This window comes from Algoriphagus aquimarinus, from assembly GCF_900112005.1.
GTDB lineage: Bacteria > Bacteroidota > Bacteroidia > Cytophagales > Cyclobacteriaceae > Algoriphagus > Algoriphagus aquimarinus.
Genome location: NZ_FOKK01000003.1, coordinates 79,252 through 98,768, shown reverse-complemented (window position 1 = coordinate 98,768; position 19,517 = coordinate 79,252). Strand labels below are relative to the sequence as shown.

Below are 19,517 nucleotides of genomic sequence, written 5' to 3'. Positions count from 1 at the left end.
TCCGCAAGTTTATCTTTGGCCATGCAATCAAACCCTTTGGACTTTCCGCTGAAAGGAAAAAAACTCTATTTCGCATCTGACTTTCATCTTGGAGCGCCAAATGATGTGGAAAGCAAGATCCGTGAAAAAAGAATAATTCGGTGGCTTGATTCAATTGCAGATGATGCCGCTGCCATCTTTTTGGTTGGTGATATCTTCGACTTTTGGTTTGAGTATGGTCAGGTAATTCCAAAAGGTTTTATTCTATTTATTTCTAAAATAAGTCAACTCAGAGATCGTGGTATTCCTATCATTTTTTTCACTGGAAATCATGATTTATGGATGAAAGATTACTTCACCATTGAGCTCGGAATCCCAGTATACACCCATCCAATAGAGCTGAAAGTTGAAGGAAAATCAATATTAGTTGGCCATGGAGACGGTCTAGGTCCTGGAGACAATTCTTATAAGTTTCTGAAGAAAGTGTTTACAAACCCAATAGCTCAATGGCTTTTCCGTTGGTTTCATCCCGATCTAGGAATGAAACTCGCCAAATCTTGGTCAGGACATAGCCGCATTACCAATATCGAAAAAGATGAAAGCCACTTTCTTGGCGACGACGAATGGCTTTGGACGTATTGCAAGGAATTGGAGGAAAAGAAACACCACGATTACTATATTTTCGGGCATAGACACCTGCCATTGGAACTTGAAGTTGGATCAAACTCTACCTATTACAACCTTGGAGAGTGGGTTTCTCAAAACACCTACCTTGAATTTGATGCTCACGGAACAAAGCTCATTACCTTCAAAGGATGAAATCGCTAGGGCTGCTTATTTATTTGTTTCTGCCACTTGTAGCTTCTGCACAAACGCCGCCAAAGCTTGGTGCCCCACTTGCAGAAATATCACTTGAAACTCTTGACCTGATTTCTTTTGACACCAAGGATCAATTATTCGCCAGCAATACTTCTGGTGACATTTATCTTTACAGCCAGGAAGGAAAGCAGCTCAACCTATTTTCTCCAGCCCGTCAAGGGAGATTAAATCAATTAGAAGCTAGCTGGACAGTGAATATTTTCAGCTTTTCGGCAGACCTCCAAGAGTATAGAATCCTAGATAGATTTCTGAATCCTTTGGCAGAAAAAGGATTTTCTCCAACTGAAATCAATTTAGCCAAGGCTGCGACACTCGGAAATAATAATGTCATCTGGGTTTGGGATGAATCTGATCTGAACTTGAAGTCATTAGATTACCTACGAAATCTGATTATTCAATCTCAACCGCTCAATTTAATTTTAGCATCCGAAGATCTAAATATCTCAGAAATCCGTGAATTCAAAAACAGGCTATTTATCAATGTGCCTACTACAGGAATTTTCATTTTTGATAATCAAGGTAACCTAATGCGAAAAGTAGCAGTCATAGGAATCAACAAATTATGCTACTACAAGGACCATCTGCTATGGTTAGAAGCGGGAAAGCTAATGGCTGTATCTCTATCTACCAATGAAACTCTTACTCTGGCTCAGTTGGATAACTCAGAAGCCTCTTACCTTCAAATCGGACAAGAAAGGCTTGCTATTGTCTCCAAGGATACAATTAGTCTATATCACCTACCGAGCTGGCTAAAAACCATACAATAAGAAGGCGTCATGAAATTCACAGGGAAAACAGGGGAATACTTTGAGGCACAAGAAATCAATGATCACAACTGCCTGCATTTGAAGGAAACTCAGCCAGAAACTTTGCGCCTTCTATGGTTCACCTCCGATCACAACCGAATCAAAATAGACAGAATACCCTATACTTTCAACAAGAACGACATAGTAACGCTCACGCAGTTTCATCAACTAGAATACGAGCATATCAACACCGTTAATCTACTAAGATTCAACCGACCATTTTATTGCATACTAGATCATGATAGCGAAGTAGGCTGTAAGGGTATTCTATATTATGGCGCTGCCAAACTCCCTATTATCTCAGCTTTTGGGATGGAACTTGAGGTTCTTCAAACAGCATGGAAGATGGCCAGCCTCGAATTTGAGATGGAAGACAATCTACAGCAGGAAATGCTTCAAATGATGCTGAAACGTATTCTTATCCTTTGTGCCAGAATATATAAAAACCAACCTCAGCACGAAGAACTCAGCAAATCCCAACATGATCTGGTAAGGGAGTTCAATTTCTTGGTAGAATCTCATTTTCGAGAGAAACACAGCGTGGCAGAATATGCCGATATGCTTTATAAATCTCCAAAAACAATTACTAACACTTTTAAGAAAATAGGGCAAAAATCACCCTTAAAATTTATCCAAGAGCGGATACTGTTGGAAGCACGAAGGATGATATACTATACTGAAAAGGACGTTTCTGAGATTGGCTATGAACTGGGCTTTCAAGACATTCAAAGCTTTAGCCGTTTTTTCAAGAACAATGAAGGATGTTCACCCAGAGAGTATAGAGATATGGTCCATTGATCCTATTTTTTCACTGAAATCACACTCAAAAAGACTGTTCGGGAAATATTGCCAAGTACTAAGGAATTGCAGCCTAACTCATCACCCTCCACTTCCCTCATCTTTGTATTGTAATTAATACTAACAATAAAAGACGAACAAAATGAGTACTACAACAGCACAGTTCAGCATACCAACAAGAGACGAAGTTTCCGAAAGCAACCAAGCTATTTTTGACCAACTCAAAAAACAAATGGGCATGGTGCCAAACCTATACGCCTACTATGCGAAAAATGAAACCGCACTCCCTGACTATTTAGCTTTACAAGGAAGAAAGTCAACATTAAAAGCAAAAGAAAGAGAAGTAATTAATCTTGTAACCAGCCAAATCAATGGATGTCGCTATTGCCAATCAGCACATACCGTATTAGGCAAAATGAATGGATTCACGGAGGAGCAAGTGTTAGAAATCAGAAGCGGAGTAGCAAGCTTTGATAGCAAAATAGACGCGTTGGCAAAATTCACAGCCATAGTTGTTGAACAAAGAGGACAAGCCAGCAACGATGCAAAGGCTGATTTCTTTAATGCAGGTTATACCGAAGCAAACCTCATAGATGTTGTCATGGTGATTGGCGACAAAATCATTAGCAATTACATTCACAATCTAGCTGGTTTTGCAATTGATTTCCCTGTTGCTCCAGAACTTTAAGCAAAATATAAGGTGGTGAATTTTAAATTCATCACCTTTTTTCAAGCTTGAAATTGGTTTTAAGAAAAATAGGCTACTTCACATATGATTTAAAACATATTAAAAACACTACTGAAGGTATTAGTGCAAAAGAAAAAAACAGGTGAAGCTAATAGCTACACCTGTTTAAATACAAGGTTATATTAGAAAATTACATAGAGCAACTATCTCTAAATCTATCTTCTTTTCCGTGTTTGTTTAGCTTCTAGTTTTTGTTGGATTTTTTCCTGCTTTTTAGCTTTTAAGTCAACACTTGGCGATTTTAAATCTTTACCTCTTGCCATGATATTTATACCTTTTTATAGTTATAATTAGAAATATATAAAACGACAATCCTCTTTTCTGAAAATTTCATACACGAGCACAAGTGTATAGACTTAAAGTTCTACACATCAAGTAATTAATGAAATTTAAAGGATCTTTTTAGCATGCTCGCAAATGCTAATTAATACAGAAAGATGAGCTGGGATTTACGGATATTCAGCAATAGCTTATGCTTGAACGCAGAAAAATCAAGCTTACAGATAGCATCCAAAAGAGATGCAATAAAAATAAATAGGGCGATATGTGAACTTTTCAATATCATTTCTACTCAATCTAAAAACAGTTACTAACTGCCCTTTCATTTAGATTAACATCAAACATAGCCCCGATTATCTACTATTCCAAATTGGAAAAATATATTGGGCATAAAAAAAACAGTTCTGAAAAATCAGAACTGTCTTCACTCTAAGTAGAGTATTGAATATTAATTGACTTTCACCAACTCAATATCAAAGATCAAGTCTTTACCAGCCAACTGATGGTTTGCATCAAGAGTGACTTTCTCATCGTCAATGGCTACCACCTTTACAGGCATTGGCTGACCATTTCCACCTTGAAGCATCAGATCAAGTCCAACTTCAGGTTTGATGTCCGCAGGTACCTGCGTCTTTGGCACTTCAATCATCATGTCATCTCTTCGCTCACCGTACGCTTCCGCAGCAGGGATAGTCACGGTAACCTTGTCACCCAATGTCATGCCATCAACAGCTGTATCGAAGCCCTTGATCATATTTCCGTCGCCTAAGGTAAATCCTAGCGGTTCGCGATTTGCTGAAGTATCAAATACGCTTCCATCTTCTAATTTACCGGTATAATGCACTTGAACTGCATCTCCTTTTTTAGCTTGCATAGTCTTTTGTTTTAGTAAAGTACAAAGGTACAAAAATCTCTTAGGGTAGAAAACCGAACCCGATTGTCCGATTTCAGAGTAAAACCGTACAATACCGAACACTTTTATCTCTAAAACCCATTATATGGGCTTATATTAGGGTTGGCATCATTTTCCCCTTAAGAACACCAAACAATTCACCATGGAAACTCAAGATTTAGGCAAGATTCTTATCATTGATGATAATGAAGACTTACTCTTTGCCGCCAAAATGCTTCTTAAAAAGCATGCTAAAGAAGTCATGATAGAAAAGGATCCTCGACGAATCCCTTTTCTGGTTAATAACAATAATTACGATGTAATCCTTCTAGACATGAATTTCCGGGAGGACACCACTTCAGGCAAGGAAGGTTTTCACTGGCTGAAGCAAATCAAAGAAATTGACCCAAAAGCTGTAGTGATCCTGATCACGGCATTCGGTGATGTGGAAATGGCTGTGCAAGCATTAAAGGAAGGTGCTACTGATTTTATTCTGAAGCCTTGGCAAAATGAGAAGTTGATCGCTACACTTTCCGCTGCTATCAAACTGAAGGAAAGCTATAATGAAGTCGATAAGCTGCAAAAGAAGCAAAAGCAGATGCAGACGGACATGAAGAAGCCGTACACGGACATTATCGGCCAGTCTGCTTCTATGAAAAACATTTTCTCTATCATCGATAAAGTAGCTCAAACCGACGCTAACGTGTTGATTTTGGGTGAAAATGGAACAGGAAAAGAACTTATTGCGCGCGCGATTCATGACCGCTCACTTCGAAAAGATGACATTTTTGTTGGGGTAGATATGGGTTCTATTACAGAAAGTTTATTTGAATCTGAGCTTTTCGGACATAAAAGAGGTGCATTCACCGATGCAAAAGATGATCGTGCAGGTAGGTTTGAAATAGCTGACAAAGGCTCCTTGTTTCTGGATGAAATCGGAAACCTGTCCCTTCCACTACAGTCAAAACTCCTTACTGTTCTTCAAAGAAGAGAAGTCACCAGAATAGGTACCAACAAAGCCATTCCAGTAGATATACGTTTGATCTGTGCTACCAATATGCCATTGCATGAAAGTATCGCTGACAATACCTTCCGTCAAGATTTACTATATAGAATCAACACGGTGGAGATTTTCCTACCACCACTTCGCGAAAGACAGGATGACATTCCAACCTTAGCTAATCACTTCCTAAAAAGCTATAGTCAAAAATATCGTAAAACCTTCACTGGATTCACTTCTGCTGGTATGGAATTGCTTCAGAGATATGGCTGGCCAGGAAACATCCGTGAGCTGCAGCATGCTATCGAGCGTGCAATCATTATGGCTGAAGGTGATGAACTGGATTCCAGAGATTTCTTCTTTCTTTCTGCCAAACCAGCTTCGGACAAAGCGCCAGTTTCAGTGACGCTTAACCTCGATGATATGGAGCGTACTACGATCCAACGAGCAATAGACAAAAACGGAGGAAACATCTCAAAAGCAGCGAAGGAGCTTGGATTGACACGAGCTTCCTTGTACAGAAGGCTGGAAAAATATGGACTATAAAGTTGGTTTACTTGGGAGAATCGCCTTTTTAGCGGCCTCTCTTTTTCTTCTTGCATACGCTATTATCGATAGTTGGGGAGTTTTCATGATTTCCCTTTTTCTCATTTTAGTCGTATTTCAGATCATCTATTTGCTTCGCTATTCCGAAGGCTCATTTAATAAAGTGCGCGTTTTTCTGGACAACATCAAGCAGGACAAATACTCCCAACTCTATCCTGTCAAATTTGACGGAACAGAAACGGATGATCTACATATAGAATTCAATGCTATTCTAGCCAAACTAAAGGAAGATCAAGCCGAGAAAGAAGCAAATTACCAGTACTTCCGTTCGGTCTTTAAGCACCTGAGTATAGGTCTGATCACCTTCGGTGAAAATGGAGGAATTCAGATTGTGAATACTGCTGCTAAGCGAATTCTCGATGTAGATGAACTGAAAAATATCGGTGAAATCGAGGGTATTAATAAGGAATTGCACCTAGCAATCAACAACCTACGAACAGGTGGATCTGAGTTGATCAAGATCGCGCATCCTGACGGGATCATGCAGATTTCTGTCTATGTGATTGAATTATTGATGCGTGGGGAAAAGTTTAAACTCGTTTCCCTTCAGAACATTCAATCAGAATTGGAAGAAAAGGAAATGGAAGCTTGGCAGAACCTTGTCAAAATCCTTACGCATGAAATTATGAATTCAATCGCGCCTATTTCTTCGTTGGCAGGAACGATCCAAGGGGAAATGGAAAGCAAAATAGACAACGTGGAACAAATCACTCCTGCGGAAATGGAAGACTATCTGATGGGAATAAGCACGATTGAAAAGCGTAGTCAAGGTCTGATCAGCTTTGTGTCTGACTTCAGAAGTTTGGCTCATATTCCAGCACCAAAGTTCAGCAGTATTGCTATCGCAAAGCTTTTCCATCAGCTGGAAGTTTTACTACAAAACCAACTGGACACCTTTCAGATCGAACTGATCAAAGAGATCAATCCAAAAGAGTTAATCCTATTTGGCGACCAAACTCAGATAGAGCAAGTCATGATTAATCTTACCCAAAACGCCATTCAGGCGGTAGAAGATTCTGAAGTGAAACGGATAATTCTAAAGGCATTTATCGATGAGGCTGGAAAAATAATTCTGGAAGTGGCAGATACCGGAAAAGGAATTGAAGAGGAAGCACTCTCCAAGATTTTCATCCCATTCTTCACCACCAAATCCAAAGGCTCTGGAATCGGCTTAAGTCTTTCTAAGCAGATCATGCGTCGCCACAAAGGCAATATTCAGGTTCGCTCTATCCAGGGTGAAGGGACTACGTTTAAGTTGATATTTAACGGGTAATTTAAAATTCAGAAAGCTTGAGGACCTGGCATTGTGGTCTGTGAACACACAGACCACGGAACTTAGATTTTCCCCATCTTCTTAATAACTCCATGAACCAGCGAAACTTATTTTTATTCGGATTCATACTGATCAAGTTCATCCTTCAATACCTGCTGATAGGTTCGGGTTACGATCTCCATCGGGACGAATACCTGCATCTAGACCAAGCTCATCATTTGGCTTGGGGATATATCTCAGTTCCTCCTGTGACTTCCTGGTTTTCTTACCTGATATATCTTCTTGGTTATACAGAATTCTGGGTCAAGTTCTTCCCTGCGCTCTTTGGAGCACTGACTATTATGCTGGTTTGGAAGGCAACAGAAAGACTTGGTGGCAGTTTATATGCTCAGTCTTTGGCAGCAATTTGTCTGATATTTTCTTCTTTGGCTCGGCTGAATATCTTATTCCAGCCCAATTCCTTTGATATTCTAGCTTGGACTTTTGTGTTCTTCGCCTTGCTATACTTTATCCAAACTGGCAAAAACAAATGGCTATACTTGCTGGGAATCGGTATAGGTTTTGGCTTTTTGAACAAGTACAACATCGCCTTTCAAGTACTGGGATTATTGCCCGCTTTATTGCTGACTTCAGAGCGGAAGATTTTCAAAAATCCACACTTCTATGCTGCATTTGGGTTAGCTTTTTTTATTGCGCTACCGAACCTGATATGGCAGTTGCAAAATGATTTCCCTGTGCTCTGGCATATGCGCATGCTGAGCCAATATCAGTTGGTGAATGTAAACCGATTTGATTTTCTGAATGATCAGTTTTTCTTCTTTTTCGGATCATTTTTCGTTCTCTGTCTAGCGCTGATTTCGTATTTCACTTATCCCTCTTTTCGCAAGTACCAAGTTTTCTTTTGGACGACATTTTTCACTTTGGCGATCTTCACTTACCTCAAAGCCAAAAGCTATTACGCCATCGGCCTCTACCCTATTCACTTTGCATTTGGAGCGATTTATCTTTCTCACTTGCTTCGCAAAAGCTGGGGAAAATACCTGAAGCCAGTGGCTATGATTATTCCTGTATTCCTATTTATCCTAGCCATTCCTATAGCATTTCCGATAGGTAATCCAGAATACCTTAAAGGAGTACAATCCCGACATCCTGATCTGATGGAAAACCGCTGGGAAGATGGTGAAATCCATGACTTGCCTCAGGATTTTGCAGATATGCTAGGCTGGAAAGAGCTGGCAGGAAAAGTGGATTTGGCCTATTCCAAAGCACCTGCTGATGAGTACACGGTGATTATTTGTGACAACTACGGACAGGCCGGAGCGATTAACTTTTACGCCAAAACCAAGGGATTACGAGCATTTACGATGAATGCCGACTATGTCAATTGGATAGATCTAAGTCGTAAAATAAATAATGTAATTCTTGTCAGAGATTCCGCAGACCGTATCAGCGAAAGAGAAATATCCTTCTTCGAAAAATCAGAAGAAATAGGAACTATCACCGATGCCAATGCTAGAGAATTCGGCACAGTCATCCAACTACTTCTAGGCACCAAAACCGATATCAATGCGATTTTGGCAGCTGAGATAGAAGAAAAACGGGCTGAGCTAAGAGAGTAAAAATCTTAAGAACTACCAACGAGAATAAACCAACGCAATCCTAAATGAACAAGACATCTTTTTTCAAATCAACCCTTAAACAAGGGATAATCATGGGCCTTGCCTTTTGTCTTTACACGACCTTAATGTGGTTGACAAAATTAGACACCACCTATCTGAGCATTGGGCAATACGTTGACATGGCCATCATACTACTTCCTATAGTTATGATCTTTTGGGCAATCAAACAGGAAACCAACTCTTATCAGGTTTCAATCATTCAAAGAATTGGAATTGCCATTTTCGTCAGCGCAATCTCTTACCTTATTTACAATCCTTTTTTATATACCTATCATCATTTCATCAATCCAGATTGGTTTGGCGCAGTGCTGAATTTGAAGGAGGTAGAACTGACCGCAGTAAATGTCCCACAAGAGGAGATTACCGCAACATTAGAGAACATGAAAACTTCGTCTGTCGCTCAAGCGGATCTATTTAGGCTTTCATCCCTGATCCCTTCGGTCGTTGTTATTCCTACGCTAGTCGCGTTGCTGTCTTTGATTTTTATAAAGAATAAGGTAAAAGGATAAAATATTTTGTGTGGACACAGCCAACTGCGATGGAATTAAAAGTCCAATAAGCCAGTTTTTGCTCTTCACTTTTGTTCCTTTGCATTCAGAAGTACATCACCCACTTCGTTCTTATCAAAGCTCAATTTCCCAGTACAACTCCCATTCATGAATAGGTTCAAACAAATAGAAGCTGAAATTCTAGCAGCATCAAACATCCTTATTACTGCCCACAAATCTGCCGATGGTGACTCTGTCGGTTCTTCTTTGGGGCTATTGCATTTTATAGAAAAGCTAGGAAAAAAGGCAACCATCTGTCATCCTGATAAAGCTCCAGATTTTTTGGATTTCCTTGAGCTCTCTTCCATCATCGTGATGGATCAGGAACCTGAGAAAGTAACGGCAGCATTTCAAAATGCGGATCTCATTTTTTCTCTAGATTATAATGCAACAGACCGTGTAGGAAAAGGAATGCAACCCTTGCTGGAATCTGCAACCTGTACCAAAATCATGATCGATCATCATCTAGATCCTCAGAACTTCGCCTCCATTACAGTATCCGATACCTCCGCATCCTCAACGGCTGAATTGATCGTAGAATTGATCGAGCAATCTGGAAACGTCGCTCTATTGGATGAAAAAATCGGGAATCCCTTATACCTAGGAATTCTGACTGATACAGGAAGTTTTCGCTTCAACTCCGTCAAGCCTAGAACTCACGAGGTGCTAGCAAAATTGCTTGCTACAGGAGTAAAACATCACCTGATCCATGAATTACTGAATGATACGAATACTGCATCGCGTCTACGTCTTCAGGGATTTGCGATGAGCCAAAAAATGGAGATCATGGAGCAAAACGCTGTGGCTATCATTTCTCTTACTAAGGAAGAACTGGAAAAATATCAGTACAAAAAAGGAGATACAGATAGTCTAGCCAACCTTGCGCTATCTATCAAAGGGATAAAAGCCGCCATGGTCTTTTCGGAACGGGATGGCATTATCAAGATTTCCTTCCGTTCCAAAGGAAAAGATAATCCAGTAAATGGTTTGGCTGCGAATCATTTCGATGGAGGTGGACACGCAAATGCATCTGGAGGAATGAGTGCACTCTCCATGCCTGAAACTTTGGATAAAATCAAAGGCCTAGTTCCTGAGTATTTTCCTGTAGTGTAATTAAGTTCTCAAAGTTTGATTGGAATTAAACCAAGAATTTAAGAACAGTAGAAAACCCATGGAGATTTTGAAAATCTCAAAGGTTATCAAAACGTTGCGCCGCCGCGCCGTTGCGAGAGATTAGATCATAAAAAAACTCCGTGTGAAATCAATCACACGGAGTTTTAAGTATCAGACTTAATCGTTTATGGATTAGTCTTTCAAAGTTACTGTTCTAGTTACGTCATTGAATCCACCTGGGATCAAAGTTCCGTCTGCATCCAACAATTCCAATTTGATAGTCACCTCACCTTTTGCAAGGCCTTTGATTACATAAGGAGCCCATTCTGCGATCATGAATTCCTGACCGTTGATGGTTGCTCTTACTTTATTTCCAGTTTCAGAAAGTGTGGTGTTTAGCAAGAAGAAATCAAGTAATAAGTTCTCAGTATCTGCTCCGCTATACTCACCTTTTGGACGGCTATAGATCATAGTAGGCTTTGAGAAATCTACATTCTTATCGTCGCTTGCCTTACCAACAACTATTTTTTTGGCTATGAAAGATTTGTCATTCTTCACCGACTCATGGTATGATCTACTAAGAAACGCTACCAAGTAGTGTGTTCCTTCTGGCATCTCACGCTTGAATTCAGACTCGTAGTGAGCAGAATAAGGCTCATTATCTAAGATAAAGTGGATGTGCTGACCTTTGTCAGAATTAGCCAAGTTCTCAGCCATACCCGTACGCTCAGTCACTTCTCCCAACTTGTAGTCTTTCACATCGAATGCGAAATCCACTTCACCTGCTTTCGCAATTGTTGTGCTAGTTGGTTTTTTTAAAGTTAAAGTTGAAGTCAAATAGGCAGGAGAATCAGTGAATTTCTCAATCGAAATCTCCGCCGGAGCAACGATCTCCATCTCTGCTACTTCTTCATTCTCTATTTTTTTTGGTTGGCAACTTACCGCTATCAATAATGCCGCAGCAGCTGTACCTAATATTTTAACATTCATAATTTTCAGTTTTTGATGATTGTGATTTTCATTAGTAGTCTCAAATGCCATTCCATCGCTACTCAGAATAAAATGCTTCTACAAAGTTATTGATATCAGAATGGAATGCACCTTTTACTGCTATTGATTTCCTTTCAAAATGCATCTAGATAGGTCTAGAAACTAGCTTTTGGGTGATATCCATCTTTTTCTTAAGCTGAGCCCTAAGTAGCTATTAGTGCAATTGAAGAACAATAAAAATTGCAAAAGATTGAATCCACAAATTGCATTGTGCCTAATCTCCCTGAAATGGGGAAATGCTCCCCCTGTAAATTGAGATTCACCAATAATTCTTCCAAATCATATTATGTATTTTTCCTCAAAAGAACTTTCACCAAATTCAGCTGAGAATAAGTAAATAGAAACTCTCTGTTTCCCCCAATTTTATAGAAATTAAAAAAAATATTTCGAGCAAACAGAATATAATTATCACCAAAAGCGATCGTAACCATATGCTCCTACCCCGATTACAAGTCACCAAAAACAAATCAATTATCTCTTCTGAAATCACGGCCTTCCAAAAAGCTTTTTACGATGAGGAAATGCTGGAGGAATATAAAGAGAATGGAGAGGAAGATATCTACTTGGAGATGTATGATCATGCACACGCTGCTGTAATCAACTACGATTTCTACAGCAAAATAATTGGATTTGAGCATAAGATCATTTATAGTTACACTAACAGGCTAACAGAGCAAATCAAAGTGCTTCTTGAGTTTTCTGGAGTAACATCTTGTTATGTGCTTTCTCATATCAAACTGGAACTTTGTGGGGATAAAAAAGATGATTACAAGCCTTTGGCTCTGGCCTATGAGAAGCTGGAAAAAATAGTGGGAGCGGATACCTATTCAGAAGCTTTTCATGTGAACATGGAAGAGCTTGATGATTTGATAGAGATTTTCTTCTGGACTGTGCGGTGTGATCCAAATAACCCTGAGTATATTTTCTTTTTTGATGAAGCGGAGAACCTAAGATTCAATATCTGCAAATATGGAAACATCCACCTTACCGAATTCAACCAAGAAAAACTCAGCGATAAGGTATTGGAATCCTTAGGCTGGACTGTGATCACTGGCCCGGAATACGATCAGTTCACAGAAGAAGGTGGAATAGAAGGTAGACGGATCAGTTTGTGAAAGGCATCGAAGTAGACACCATGGCTTGGTGAGTAATCCGGAAAGAAACAGATCATTGCAGAGGAATACGGTTAGGAAAAAGGACTACAACAACACCTTCATAATTTCAAAAACCTCCTGAGGAAATATTCAGTCCCGCTGCATTTCCTTAATTTCTCCTATTAGCTCAGCCAAACGATTCCTAAGGAGATCTGGCTCCATGACCACCACCATATCTCCCAGTGCGATTATCCAGCGCACAAAGCCCTCGATGGAAGAGTTCATAAAAGTCATCACGGTCTTGTTCCCTACTCTTTCCTCAGACACAAATCCATTATTGTATTTCGAATTGACGAGGTATTTCAGAGAACCATCAGGCACTTCCAGAATGATTTGATGTAGTTTTTGTTCGCTGGCTATTTTGTCCAAATAAGACTGCAAGGAAGGGTGCTTAGAGGTGGAACAGGAAATATCTGTCACCTGAAGTTTACTAAAGCGATCCAGTCGAAAGGTACGGTAATCACCTCTCAGGCGGCAAAAGGCCATCATATACCATTGTTCATAAGAATGAAACAATCCTATTGGCTCAAGATCTCTTACTGACATCTGCTCTGGATCAAAAGTGACGTAGGTGGTTGACAGTACTTTTTTCTCCGAAATAGCCTGAAGAATGGCTTGAAAAGCCTTGCTGGATCTGTTCATAATTTTCGAAGAACTCGACTTCAAAACTTGGATCGTATCCTGCACTTCTGCCAATAAATCCTTTTCGGAGGACTTCAGCACAGCCTTAATCTTAATCAGCGCTTCCTTAAAAAACTTACTACTTTGATCATCAAGAGATTTTTCCACCAACTTCTCAGCAACTAAAAGAGCCAATGCCTCCTCCCTACTAAACATGATGGGTGGAAGTCTATAGCCTTCCATCAGAGAATATCCCTGTCCTGCCTCTCCGATAATTGGAACGCCCGACTCTTCCAGAGATCTCACATCTCTATAGATAGTCCGCAAACTCACCTCAAAACGAGCCGCAAGTTCGGAGGCCCGCACAGTTCGCTTGGATTGGAGATGAGTAAGTATGGCTGTGAGTCGGTCTATTCTGTTCATAAAAAATGCATAATCCAGATTGAAAGTAAAGAAAGTGGAAAAAAGTCAGAAAACCTTTCAAATCCCATAACCCTACTGACATAGGGCTGACACTATGCGGTTGTTTATTTGAGTATTCTTAAACAAAACATACCCACAATGGAAACGACAACATCATCAACAGGCGCTCAACTCATCAACAAAGATCAATTGCTCACCCACTGGCTAGGACACCGCAAAGTCACCCGCAGAACGCTGGAAGCTTTTCCTGAGAAAGAACTTTTCGAATTCAGCATAGGTGGAATGCGGACTTTTGCGCAGCTGATGAAAGAAATGCTGGCTATGGATAGTGCGACAGCTAGAGGTCTGGCTACTTCTACCTGGGAAGCCCTGGATGAGGAAAAAGCTGAACTGACTACAAAAACTGAACTTTTGGCTAGTTGGGATAAATCCACAGAAGAAATACAACAGTTTTGGAAGGATATTACGATGGAAGAATTCCAGAAGCAGATCAAAGCCTTTGGACAATATGATGGCACAGGTTACAGCATCTTATTCTACATCATTGACAATGAAATTCACCACAGAGGACAGGGTTTTGTCTATCTGCGCGCTTTAGGCATCACTCCTCCAAACTTCTGGGAGCAGTATTAAAACTTTGGTTTAAGCGGTCTGTGTCCTCACAGGCCGCCACAAGTAGGTCTTTGAGGACAGAGACTTCTGTTACAAATTCTTAACCCTTTATAAATAAGCAGCTTATTTAAATCTTCATTCTTTCTGTAGCGAATAAAACTTATCATGCGTCTTGGTTCTGATTTAAAACAAAAACCAACAAATACATATGATGAGTATAAAATCATTTGCGACTAAGAATCTTAGATCTCTAGCTTCCCTAGCTTTACTTGCAGGTACTATGGGCCTGACAAGCTGTATGGATGACAATGACCCCATTGAATATCCTGCCGCAGGTTACATATCTATTTACAATGGCGCACCGAGTAATGCAGGAGTAATTGTCTACGCCGACCAAAATCAAGTGAACAATTCCCCATTGAGGTACTCAGAAGTATTGCCGTACAAAAACTTCTATCCAGGAGATAGACTCTTCAAATTTTCAGAAGCAAACTCTGTGACTTCCCTTTTAGAAAAGGAATTTGAGATCAAAGTAGATTCCGTTTACTCTCTGTTTATGGTAGAGAATTCGGGAGCACTGGATGCTGTTTTGGTAGATGATGACTGGTCGGAACCAACTGCTGCTGAAGCGCAAATTAGAATGGTAAACCTCTCGCCAGATTCAGGAACTGTATCTCTTATGATCGACGAAGTGGCAACTGCTTTATTCTCTGATTTGACATTTAAGGGAAATTCAGAGTTTAAAAGCCTAGCTACCAAAGTTTATAATTTGAAAGTAGTTTCCAGCACTGGAGAAACTATTGCTTCTGCTAATAACCTAGAACTTAAAGGAAACAGAGTGTACACTCTTGTATTAAGAGGATATGAGCTGACCACTGACACTTCCAAAAAGCTTGATTTACAATTATTGACCAACTATATAGATTACTAAGTAATCTAAGTACCACAGTTCAAAATCCCGCTCTATCTAGATCGGGATTTTTTTTGATGCTTTTGACTTCACTTAGCGGCGTATAGAGAATCTTTCAGAAGATTGCTAGCTACACCGGCGCAAAGAATCTCCTTGAAGGTTTTAAAACCGATTTGTACAACTGACGCAATTATGATAGTAACACACTAATTCCTTTTACTAACTGAATACAGATAAAAGGATGAAATTTTCAAAGCTCCAAAACGGCTTTCACTGCATCATAAGCATTTACAAATCCATGTCCACTTTGGTAATCAAACCCCTTATCACCTATATCTTCAGCTGTCTCTAGCAGAATTTCTTTGATTTTCCATGGCAGTAAATCTGGATTTGCCGAAAACATTAAGGACACGATGCCAGCCATATGTGGGCTAGAAAGTGAATTCCCATTAGCAAAATTCGCTAAGTTACCCTCTGGATCTATACAGGGTATCTCGAAGTTTAATGTCGCAAAATCCGGCTTTTCTACCGTACCATCTTTGTAGTAATCAGTATTCCATTCCACTGGCCCCTGACTACTGAAGATAGGCCGTTTCCCATCCTGCCCCACTCCTGCAACTCCTAAAACCACATTTGGAATATCCTCTGGGGTACGCATCTGAACAGGAATTGGAGCTTCACTTTCCCCTGCTGCAAAATTTCCCGCACCTGAAATAAACACAACACCACACAAAGTGCCTTGTTCTAGTACCTTTCTCCAATGCGTTCGGAATTCACCAAGATTTGGCTGAGAGAAACTCATGCTATAAGTATCAGCACCTTGCTCTATCGCCCACTCTACCGCTTGTTCAAAATTCGAACTTCCAATTACAGGCGCCCATTGAGAATCCGGAGAAATCCCCACAGACCGCTTAGTATTTGTTTCAAAGGTCCCAGAAATCAGCGCAGCACACATATTACCGTGAATGTTGGTGCCTCTTCGAATAGTAGGTTCGTTTAGATTGGCAAGCTCAGCATCAAAATTATAACCATGATAATCATCTATGAAGCCATTATTATCATCATCCAAACCATTACCAGGAATCTCTCCATCGTTCGTATAAATAGTCTCTGCCAAAGCTGGGACATCTAACTTAAACCCAGAATCATGAACCACATTTAGTGTTCCTTTTCCTGTGATCCCAAACTCATTCCATACTTCTGGAGCACGGATTTTTTCAATATTCCAAGGATATGATTCTACACTTTTGACATCAAAGCGAGAAGCAGGTTTGGTTTCTATAAACTCAGGCCCCATATCTTCCCCTTTAGAATAGGAAGAAGGTCTTTTGATAAATATTTTGTCTACCCCTTCTAAAGTTTTAATAGTATTGAACCCTGCTGTTGTAACAGTACAGGTGAAGCCGTTAATAATCCAATGCTGTGTTACTGCCAATATCTGTTCAGAATATTCTGGAGCGTTTAACTGATTCTTAACTTTATCAAAAGATGAATTGCTCAAGGTCTTCAATGATAGCATCACTTCTTTCCTTAATTCTCCCCGCTTTCTATCGTTGAACTCTTCCGCTTTTTTCAGAAAAGAGTCCGCATTCTCTAAATATTGATCTTCAAACCAAACGACAATGGTTTGTAAGCTGTCAGTCGCAGTATATGCAGGGTCAACCCACACAGTATTCTCATCATTTACAGTACACTTTGTAATGCTAGAAGCCCACAAAGCGGTAATGACAACTATTATTGAGATTTTCATAGTTTCTAATATAGTAATTAAAGAGAAATAGGCTTTTGAAGTAGATAAAATGGATGGTATAGAACCTAGTATCGTATAATTTTCGGCAACCAAACCAGTCTACAAATTAAAAAAAATGCAGATAATCGAGGACTGAAAATAGGCAACAGACCACAGAACTTTTTCTAGAACTACTGTCTATCGAGACAAGTCCAGTTTCTGAAGAATCTGGGCAACTCTCTGTCTATACCCAACACCAAAAAAGCCTTCCCGAGATCCAGAAAGGCTTTTTGAGTAATTAAAACTTAACTAATATTCAGGAAATGGTTCAAACAGCGAGGTAATACCTTCCCTTCTATTCGGATCTGTAGGATAATTATTGCTCACTGTGACTGCGACTGATCACTGAAAACTGAACATTTTCGCCCCTACTTCCCTCCAAAATTCATCTTGAAGCTAGCGCCAAATAAACCATAAGTATCTCCATAGCCAGAGACCTGCTTCAGCTGGTAATTGTAGAATGGCATAACCACATAGTTGGCGCCTTTGGTCTCCAAGACTCGTAGATTGACTCCAAAATTCAGCGCGGCAAAAGGATAGAATTTACCACTGTTAGATTCTAGCATAGAGCTTTCTGTCACTGATTGCTGACGAAGGGAGACCGAAGAACTACCCAATGCATCATTTGCATAAAAAGCAGATTGGCGCTCCGTGGTATTTTCTTGACTAGCTGTTTGATTTAATGCGTAATAGTTTGAAAAACCAGCCTGTATGGAAACGGAGTTATTTCTGGTTACAGGATATTTCACGAAGACAGGCACTTCTACCTGCATCTGACGTACTTCCAGTTTTTGTACCTGCGGATAGGTATTGCCTAAAGACATCACCGTGCTTTCCTGTTCATTATTTTGGTTGAGGTAGTTCAGACCAAGACCAGAGCCTAAGGTAAGCTTGCCCGGAAGATCTATATTTACCAGCATTCCCAATCCAATCGATTGAGCTGTAGCTACTTGATTATCGCTTTGGATCGCTCCGAAACCTGGAGAAAGCCCCATCCCTAGCCCTACCGATGCTTTATCTTTTTCAATTATAGGAAAGTCATTTTCTGCTACAAACTTCTCCTTTTCTACAGCTTTCACGGGCTCTTCAACTTTTGCCAAAGCCAACGTCTCCTCTGGAGCCTTCAACTCTTCTAGCTTTTCCACTTGCTCCACTTTGGTTATAAGTGTCTGCTGTTGTGAGCTTTGTTTTTCAGGTACTTGAGCTACAGCTTTTTCATTGGAAATTATTGGTACCGTAGGTACCACGTTTTCCGTTTTCACGGGCTTTTCTATAGCCTTTTTTACAGGCTGAGGAACAGTAGCTAAAGCTTTTGTATCAGTAGGATTTGTCTCAGACTTTTGGACTTTCGGAGCTTCCTCCGATGCTTTAGAGCTCGAATCATTTGTTTCTGGAGCTAGCCTTTCTTGAATTTCAACAGCTGAATTTTCAGCAACTGCTTCAGTTTCCCTGGTAATTATTTCCTCTACTCCATTTTCAGAAGGTTTCTCAGCATTTTCTGTCAGCTGATTTTCAGGAGAACTTGGCGTATTCTTTTCAGGGGTATCCACAGTATTAAGCCCCACTGCGATGAGCAGTAGAGACGCAGCGATTCCAGATGCCCAATAGGCAATAGCCCTACGTTTGCGCTGTGCGCGTTTTTTCTGAAACACTTCCCATGCACCCAGTTCGTAGGGTACGGAGGCTTCGACTAACTTCTTTTTAAGGGAAGCAGCGATTTCCTCATCTAGCTTATCTTCCTTCATATTCTTTCAAGTGTAATGATACTAATTGGCGAAGTTGAGACTTTGCTCTAGCCAGATAAACTCTGGAGGAGCTTTCCGTCAGGCCCAGCTTTTCGCCAACTTCTTTATGACTATAGCCTTCGATCTCATAGAGATTGAACACCATTTTGTGATCGTCCTGTAATAGATTGATTAGGTTTACTATATCCTGAAATGCTAGATCCTGCAGCGCATTCACTTCATGGAATATGCCAGTTTCCTCTGACACGTCGGTTTGATTTTGAAACTTCTTCTGCTTACGGAAATAGTCTATCGCGGTGTTTACAGTGATGCGGCGAAGCCAAGCCTTTACAGACTGGAAGTCTTCGAATTTCTTGATCGAACCAAAAAACTTCATAAATGAGTCGTTGGTGATCTCATCGGCTAGAGCTTTATCTTTGGAATAAGACAGACTGATCCCCATGACATAGCCATAGTATTTTTTATAGAATACCTCTTCGTACTTAGCCGATTTTCGTTTGCAACCTTCGATCAGCTCTTGGTCAGTCCAATTCAATTCAAACCTATTAATCTATAATTAACGACATTCCTTTTGGAGTCGCGATTTCACTTCTCAGCTATTCATTTACTCAGT

18 protein-coding genes are annotated in these 19,517 nt (G+C 40.1%); 12 read left to right on the top strand and 6 right to left on the bottom strand.

Translation table 11 applies throughout. From position 1 onward, the window contains the following. The first annotated feature begins 21 nt into the window (after nucleotides 1-21). From BM291_RS04680 to BM291_RS04665, 4 genes are all read left to right on the top strand, one after another. Nucleotides 22-798 carry a UDP-2,3-diacylglucosamine diphosphatase gene (locus BM291_RS04680; protein ID WP_092895020.1) on the top strand — a complete coding sequence of 259 codons (777 nt, stop codon included), beginning with the start codon at nucleotides 22-24 and terminating at the stop codon, nucleotides 796-798. Then, nucleotides 795-1,625 (top strand): hypothetical protein, encoded by an 831-nt coding sequence (locus tag BM291_RS04675; RefSeq protein ID WP_092895019.1) that lies wholly within the window; start codon nucleotides 795-797, stop codon nucleotides 1,623-1,625. Before BM291_RS04680 ends, BM291_RS04675 begins: the two co-directional genes overlap by 4 nt. Nucleotides 1,626-1,634: 9 nt before the next feature. Continuing rightward, entirely contained in the window at nucleotides 1,635-2,462 is an 828-nt protein-coding gene (locus tag BM291_RS04670) for a helix-turn-helix domain-containing protein (RefSeq protein WP_092895018.1), read from the top strand. 142 nt (nucleotides 2,463-2,604) lie between these two features. Next, complete coding sequence (locus BM291_RS04665; protein WP_092895017.1) at nucleotides 2,605-3,150, top strand: carboxymuconolactone decarboxylase family protein; 546 nt, start codon at nucleotides 2,605-2,607, stop codon at nucleotides 3,148-3,150. Between the two features lie 787 nt (nucleotides 3,151-3,937). Here the strand turns inward: BM291_RS04665 and BM291_RS04660 are convergent. Further along, nucleotides 3,938-4,363 carry an FKBP-type peptidyl-prolyl cis-trans isomerase gene (locus BM291_RS04660; RefSeq protein ID WP_092895016.1) on the bottom strand — a complete coding sequence of 142 codons (426 nt, stop codon included), beginning with the start codon at nucleotides 4,361-4,363 and terminating at the stop codon, nucleotides 3,938-3,940. A gap of 181 nt (nucleotides 4,364-4,544) precedes the next feature. Here BM291_RS04660 and BM291_RS04655 point away from each other — a divergent pair, with 181 nt between their 5' ends. The 5 genes from BM291_RS04655 (at nucleotide 4,545) to BM291_RS04635 (ending at nucleotide 10,600) form a co-directional block, all read left to right on the top strand. Then, nucleotides 4,545-5,927, top strand: a complete 1,383-nt coding sequence (locus BM291_RS04655; protein WP_092895015.1) for a sigma-54-dependent transcriptional regulator — start codon at nucleotides 4,545-4,547, stop codon at nucleotides 5,925-5,927. Next, a complete protein-coding gene (locus BM291_RS04650; protein WP_092895014.1) occupies nucleotides 5,917-7,260 on the top strand; it encodes a sensor histidine kinase in 1,344 nt (447 codons plus the stop codon). Before BM291_RS04655 ends, BM291_RS04650 begins: the two co-directional genes overlap by 11 nt. 92 nt (nucleotides 7,261-7,352) lie before the next feature. Further along, entirely contained in the window at nucleotides 7,353-8,879 is a 1,527-nt protein-coding gene (locus BM291_RS04645) for a glycosyltransferase family 39 protein (protein WP_092895013.1), read from the top strand. Nucleotides 8,880-8,923: 44 nt separating this feature from the next. Then, a complete protein-coding gene (locus BM291_RS04640) occupies nucleotides 8,924-9,448 on the top strand; it encodes a DUF4199 domain-containing protein (protein ID WP_092895012.1) in 525 nt (174 codons plus the stop codon). 147 nt (nucleotides 9,449-9,595) lie between these two features. Continuing rightward, nucleotides 9,596-10,600 carry a DHH family phosphoesterase gene (locus BM291_RS04635; RefSeq protein ID WP_092895011.1) on the top strand — a complete coding sequence of 335 codons (1,005 nt, stop codon included), beginning with the start codon at nucleotides 9,596-9,598 and terminating at the stop codon, nucleotides 10,598-10,600. A gap of 192 nt (nucleotides 10,601-10,792) precedes the next feature. Here BM291_RS04635 and BM291_RS04630 read toward each other — a convergent pair whose 3' ends face one another. After that, nucleotides 10,793-11,590 carry a hypothetical protein gene (locus BM291_RS04630; RefSeq protein WP_092895288.1) on the bottom strand — a complete coding sequence of 266 codons (798 nt, stop codon included), beginning with the start codon at nucleotides 11,588-11,590 and terminating at the stop codon, nucleotides 10,793-10,795. A gap of 491 nt (nucleotides 11,591-12,081) precedes the next feature. On the opposite strand from BM291_RS04630, the gene BM291_RS04625 reads away from it, so the two are divergent. After that, nucleotides 12,082-12,765, top strand: a complete 684-nt coding sequence (locus BM291_RS04625; RefSeq protein WP_092895010.1) for a hypothetical protein — start codon at nucleotides 12,082-12,084, stop codon at nucleotides 12,763-12,765. Between the two features lie 129 nt (nucleotides 12,766-12,894). Here the strand turns inward: BM291_RS04625 and BM291_RS04620 are convergent, their stop codons facing one another. Then, nucleotides 12,895-13,848 carry a helix-turn-helix transcriptional regulator gene (locus BM291_RS04620; RefSeq protein WP_092895009.1) on the bottom strand — a complete coding sequence of 318 codons (954 nt, stop codon included), beginning with the start codon at nucleotides 13,846-13,848 and terminating at the stop codon, nucleotides 12,895-12,897. Between the two features lie 138 nt (nucleotides 13,849-13,986). Between BM291_RS04620 and BM291_RS04615 the strand changes: the two genes are divergently transcribed. Both BM291_RS04615 and BM291_RS04610 read left to right on the top strand, forming a co-directional pair. Then, nucleotides 13,987-14,481: a DinB family protein gene (locus BM291_RS04615; RefSeq protein ID WP_092895008.1), complete on the top strand. Its 495-nt coding sequence runs from the start codon at nucleotides 13,987-13,989 to the stop codon at nucleotides 14,479-14,481. A 187-nt stretch (nucleotides 14,482-14,668) separates the two neighbouring features. Continuing rightward, complete coding sequence (locus BM291_RS04610) at nucleotides 14,669-15,391, top strand: DUF4397 domain-containing protein (RefSeq protein ID WP_092895007.1); 723 nt, start codon at nucleotides 14,669-14,671, stop codon at nucleotides 15,389-15,391. Nucleotides 15,392-15,620: 229 nt separating this feature from the next. Here the strand turns inward: BM291_RS04610 and BM291_RS04605 are convergent, their stop codons facing one another. The 3 genes from BM291_RS04605 to BM291_RS04595 all read right to left on the bottom strand — a co-directional run bounded on the left by BM291_RS04605 (nucleotide 15,621) and on the right by BM291_RS04595 (nucleotide 19,439). Further along, nucleotides 15,621-17,120: a S8 family peptidase gene (locus BM291_RS04605; RefSeq protein ID WP_092895006.1), complete on the bottom strand. Its 1,500-nt coding sequence runs from the start codon at nucleotides 17,118-17,120 to the stop codon at nucleotides 15,621-15,623. A gap of 407 nt (nucleotides 17,121-17,527) precedes the next feature. Then, nucleotides 17,528-18,904: a porin family protein gene (locus BM291_RS04600; RefSeq protein WP_092895005.1), complete on the bottom strand. Its 1,377-nt coding sequence runs from the start codon at nucleotides 18,902-18,904 to the stop codon at nucleotides 17,528-17,530. Continuing rightward, on the bottom strand, nucleotides 18,891-19,439 hold the full coding sequence (locus BM291_RS04595) for an RNA polymerase sigma factor (RefSeq protein WP_092895004.1): 549 nt from the start codon (nucleotides 19,437-19,439) through the stop codon (nucleotides 18,891-18,893). Before BM291_RS04595 ends, BM291_RS04600 begins: the two co-directional genes overlap by 14 nt. Nucleotides 19,440-19,517: the final 78 nt, after the last annotated feature.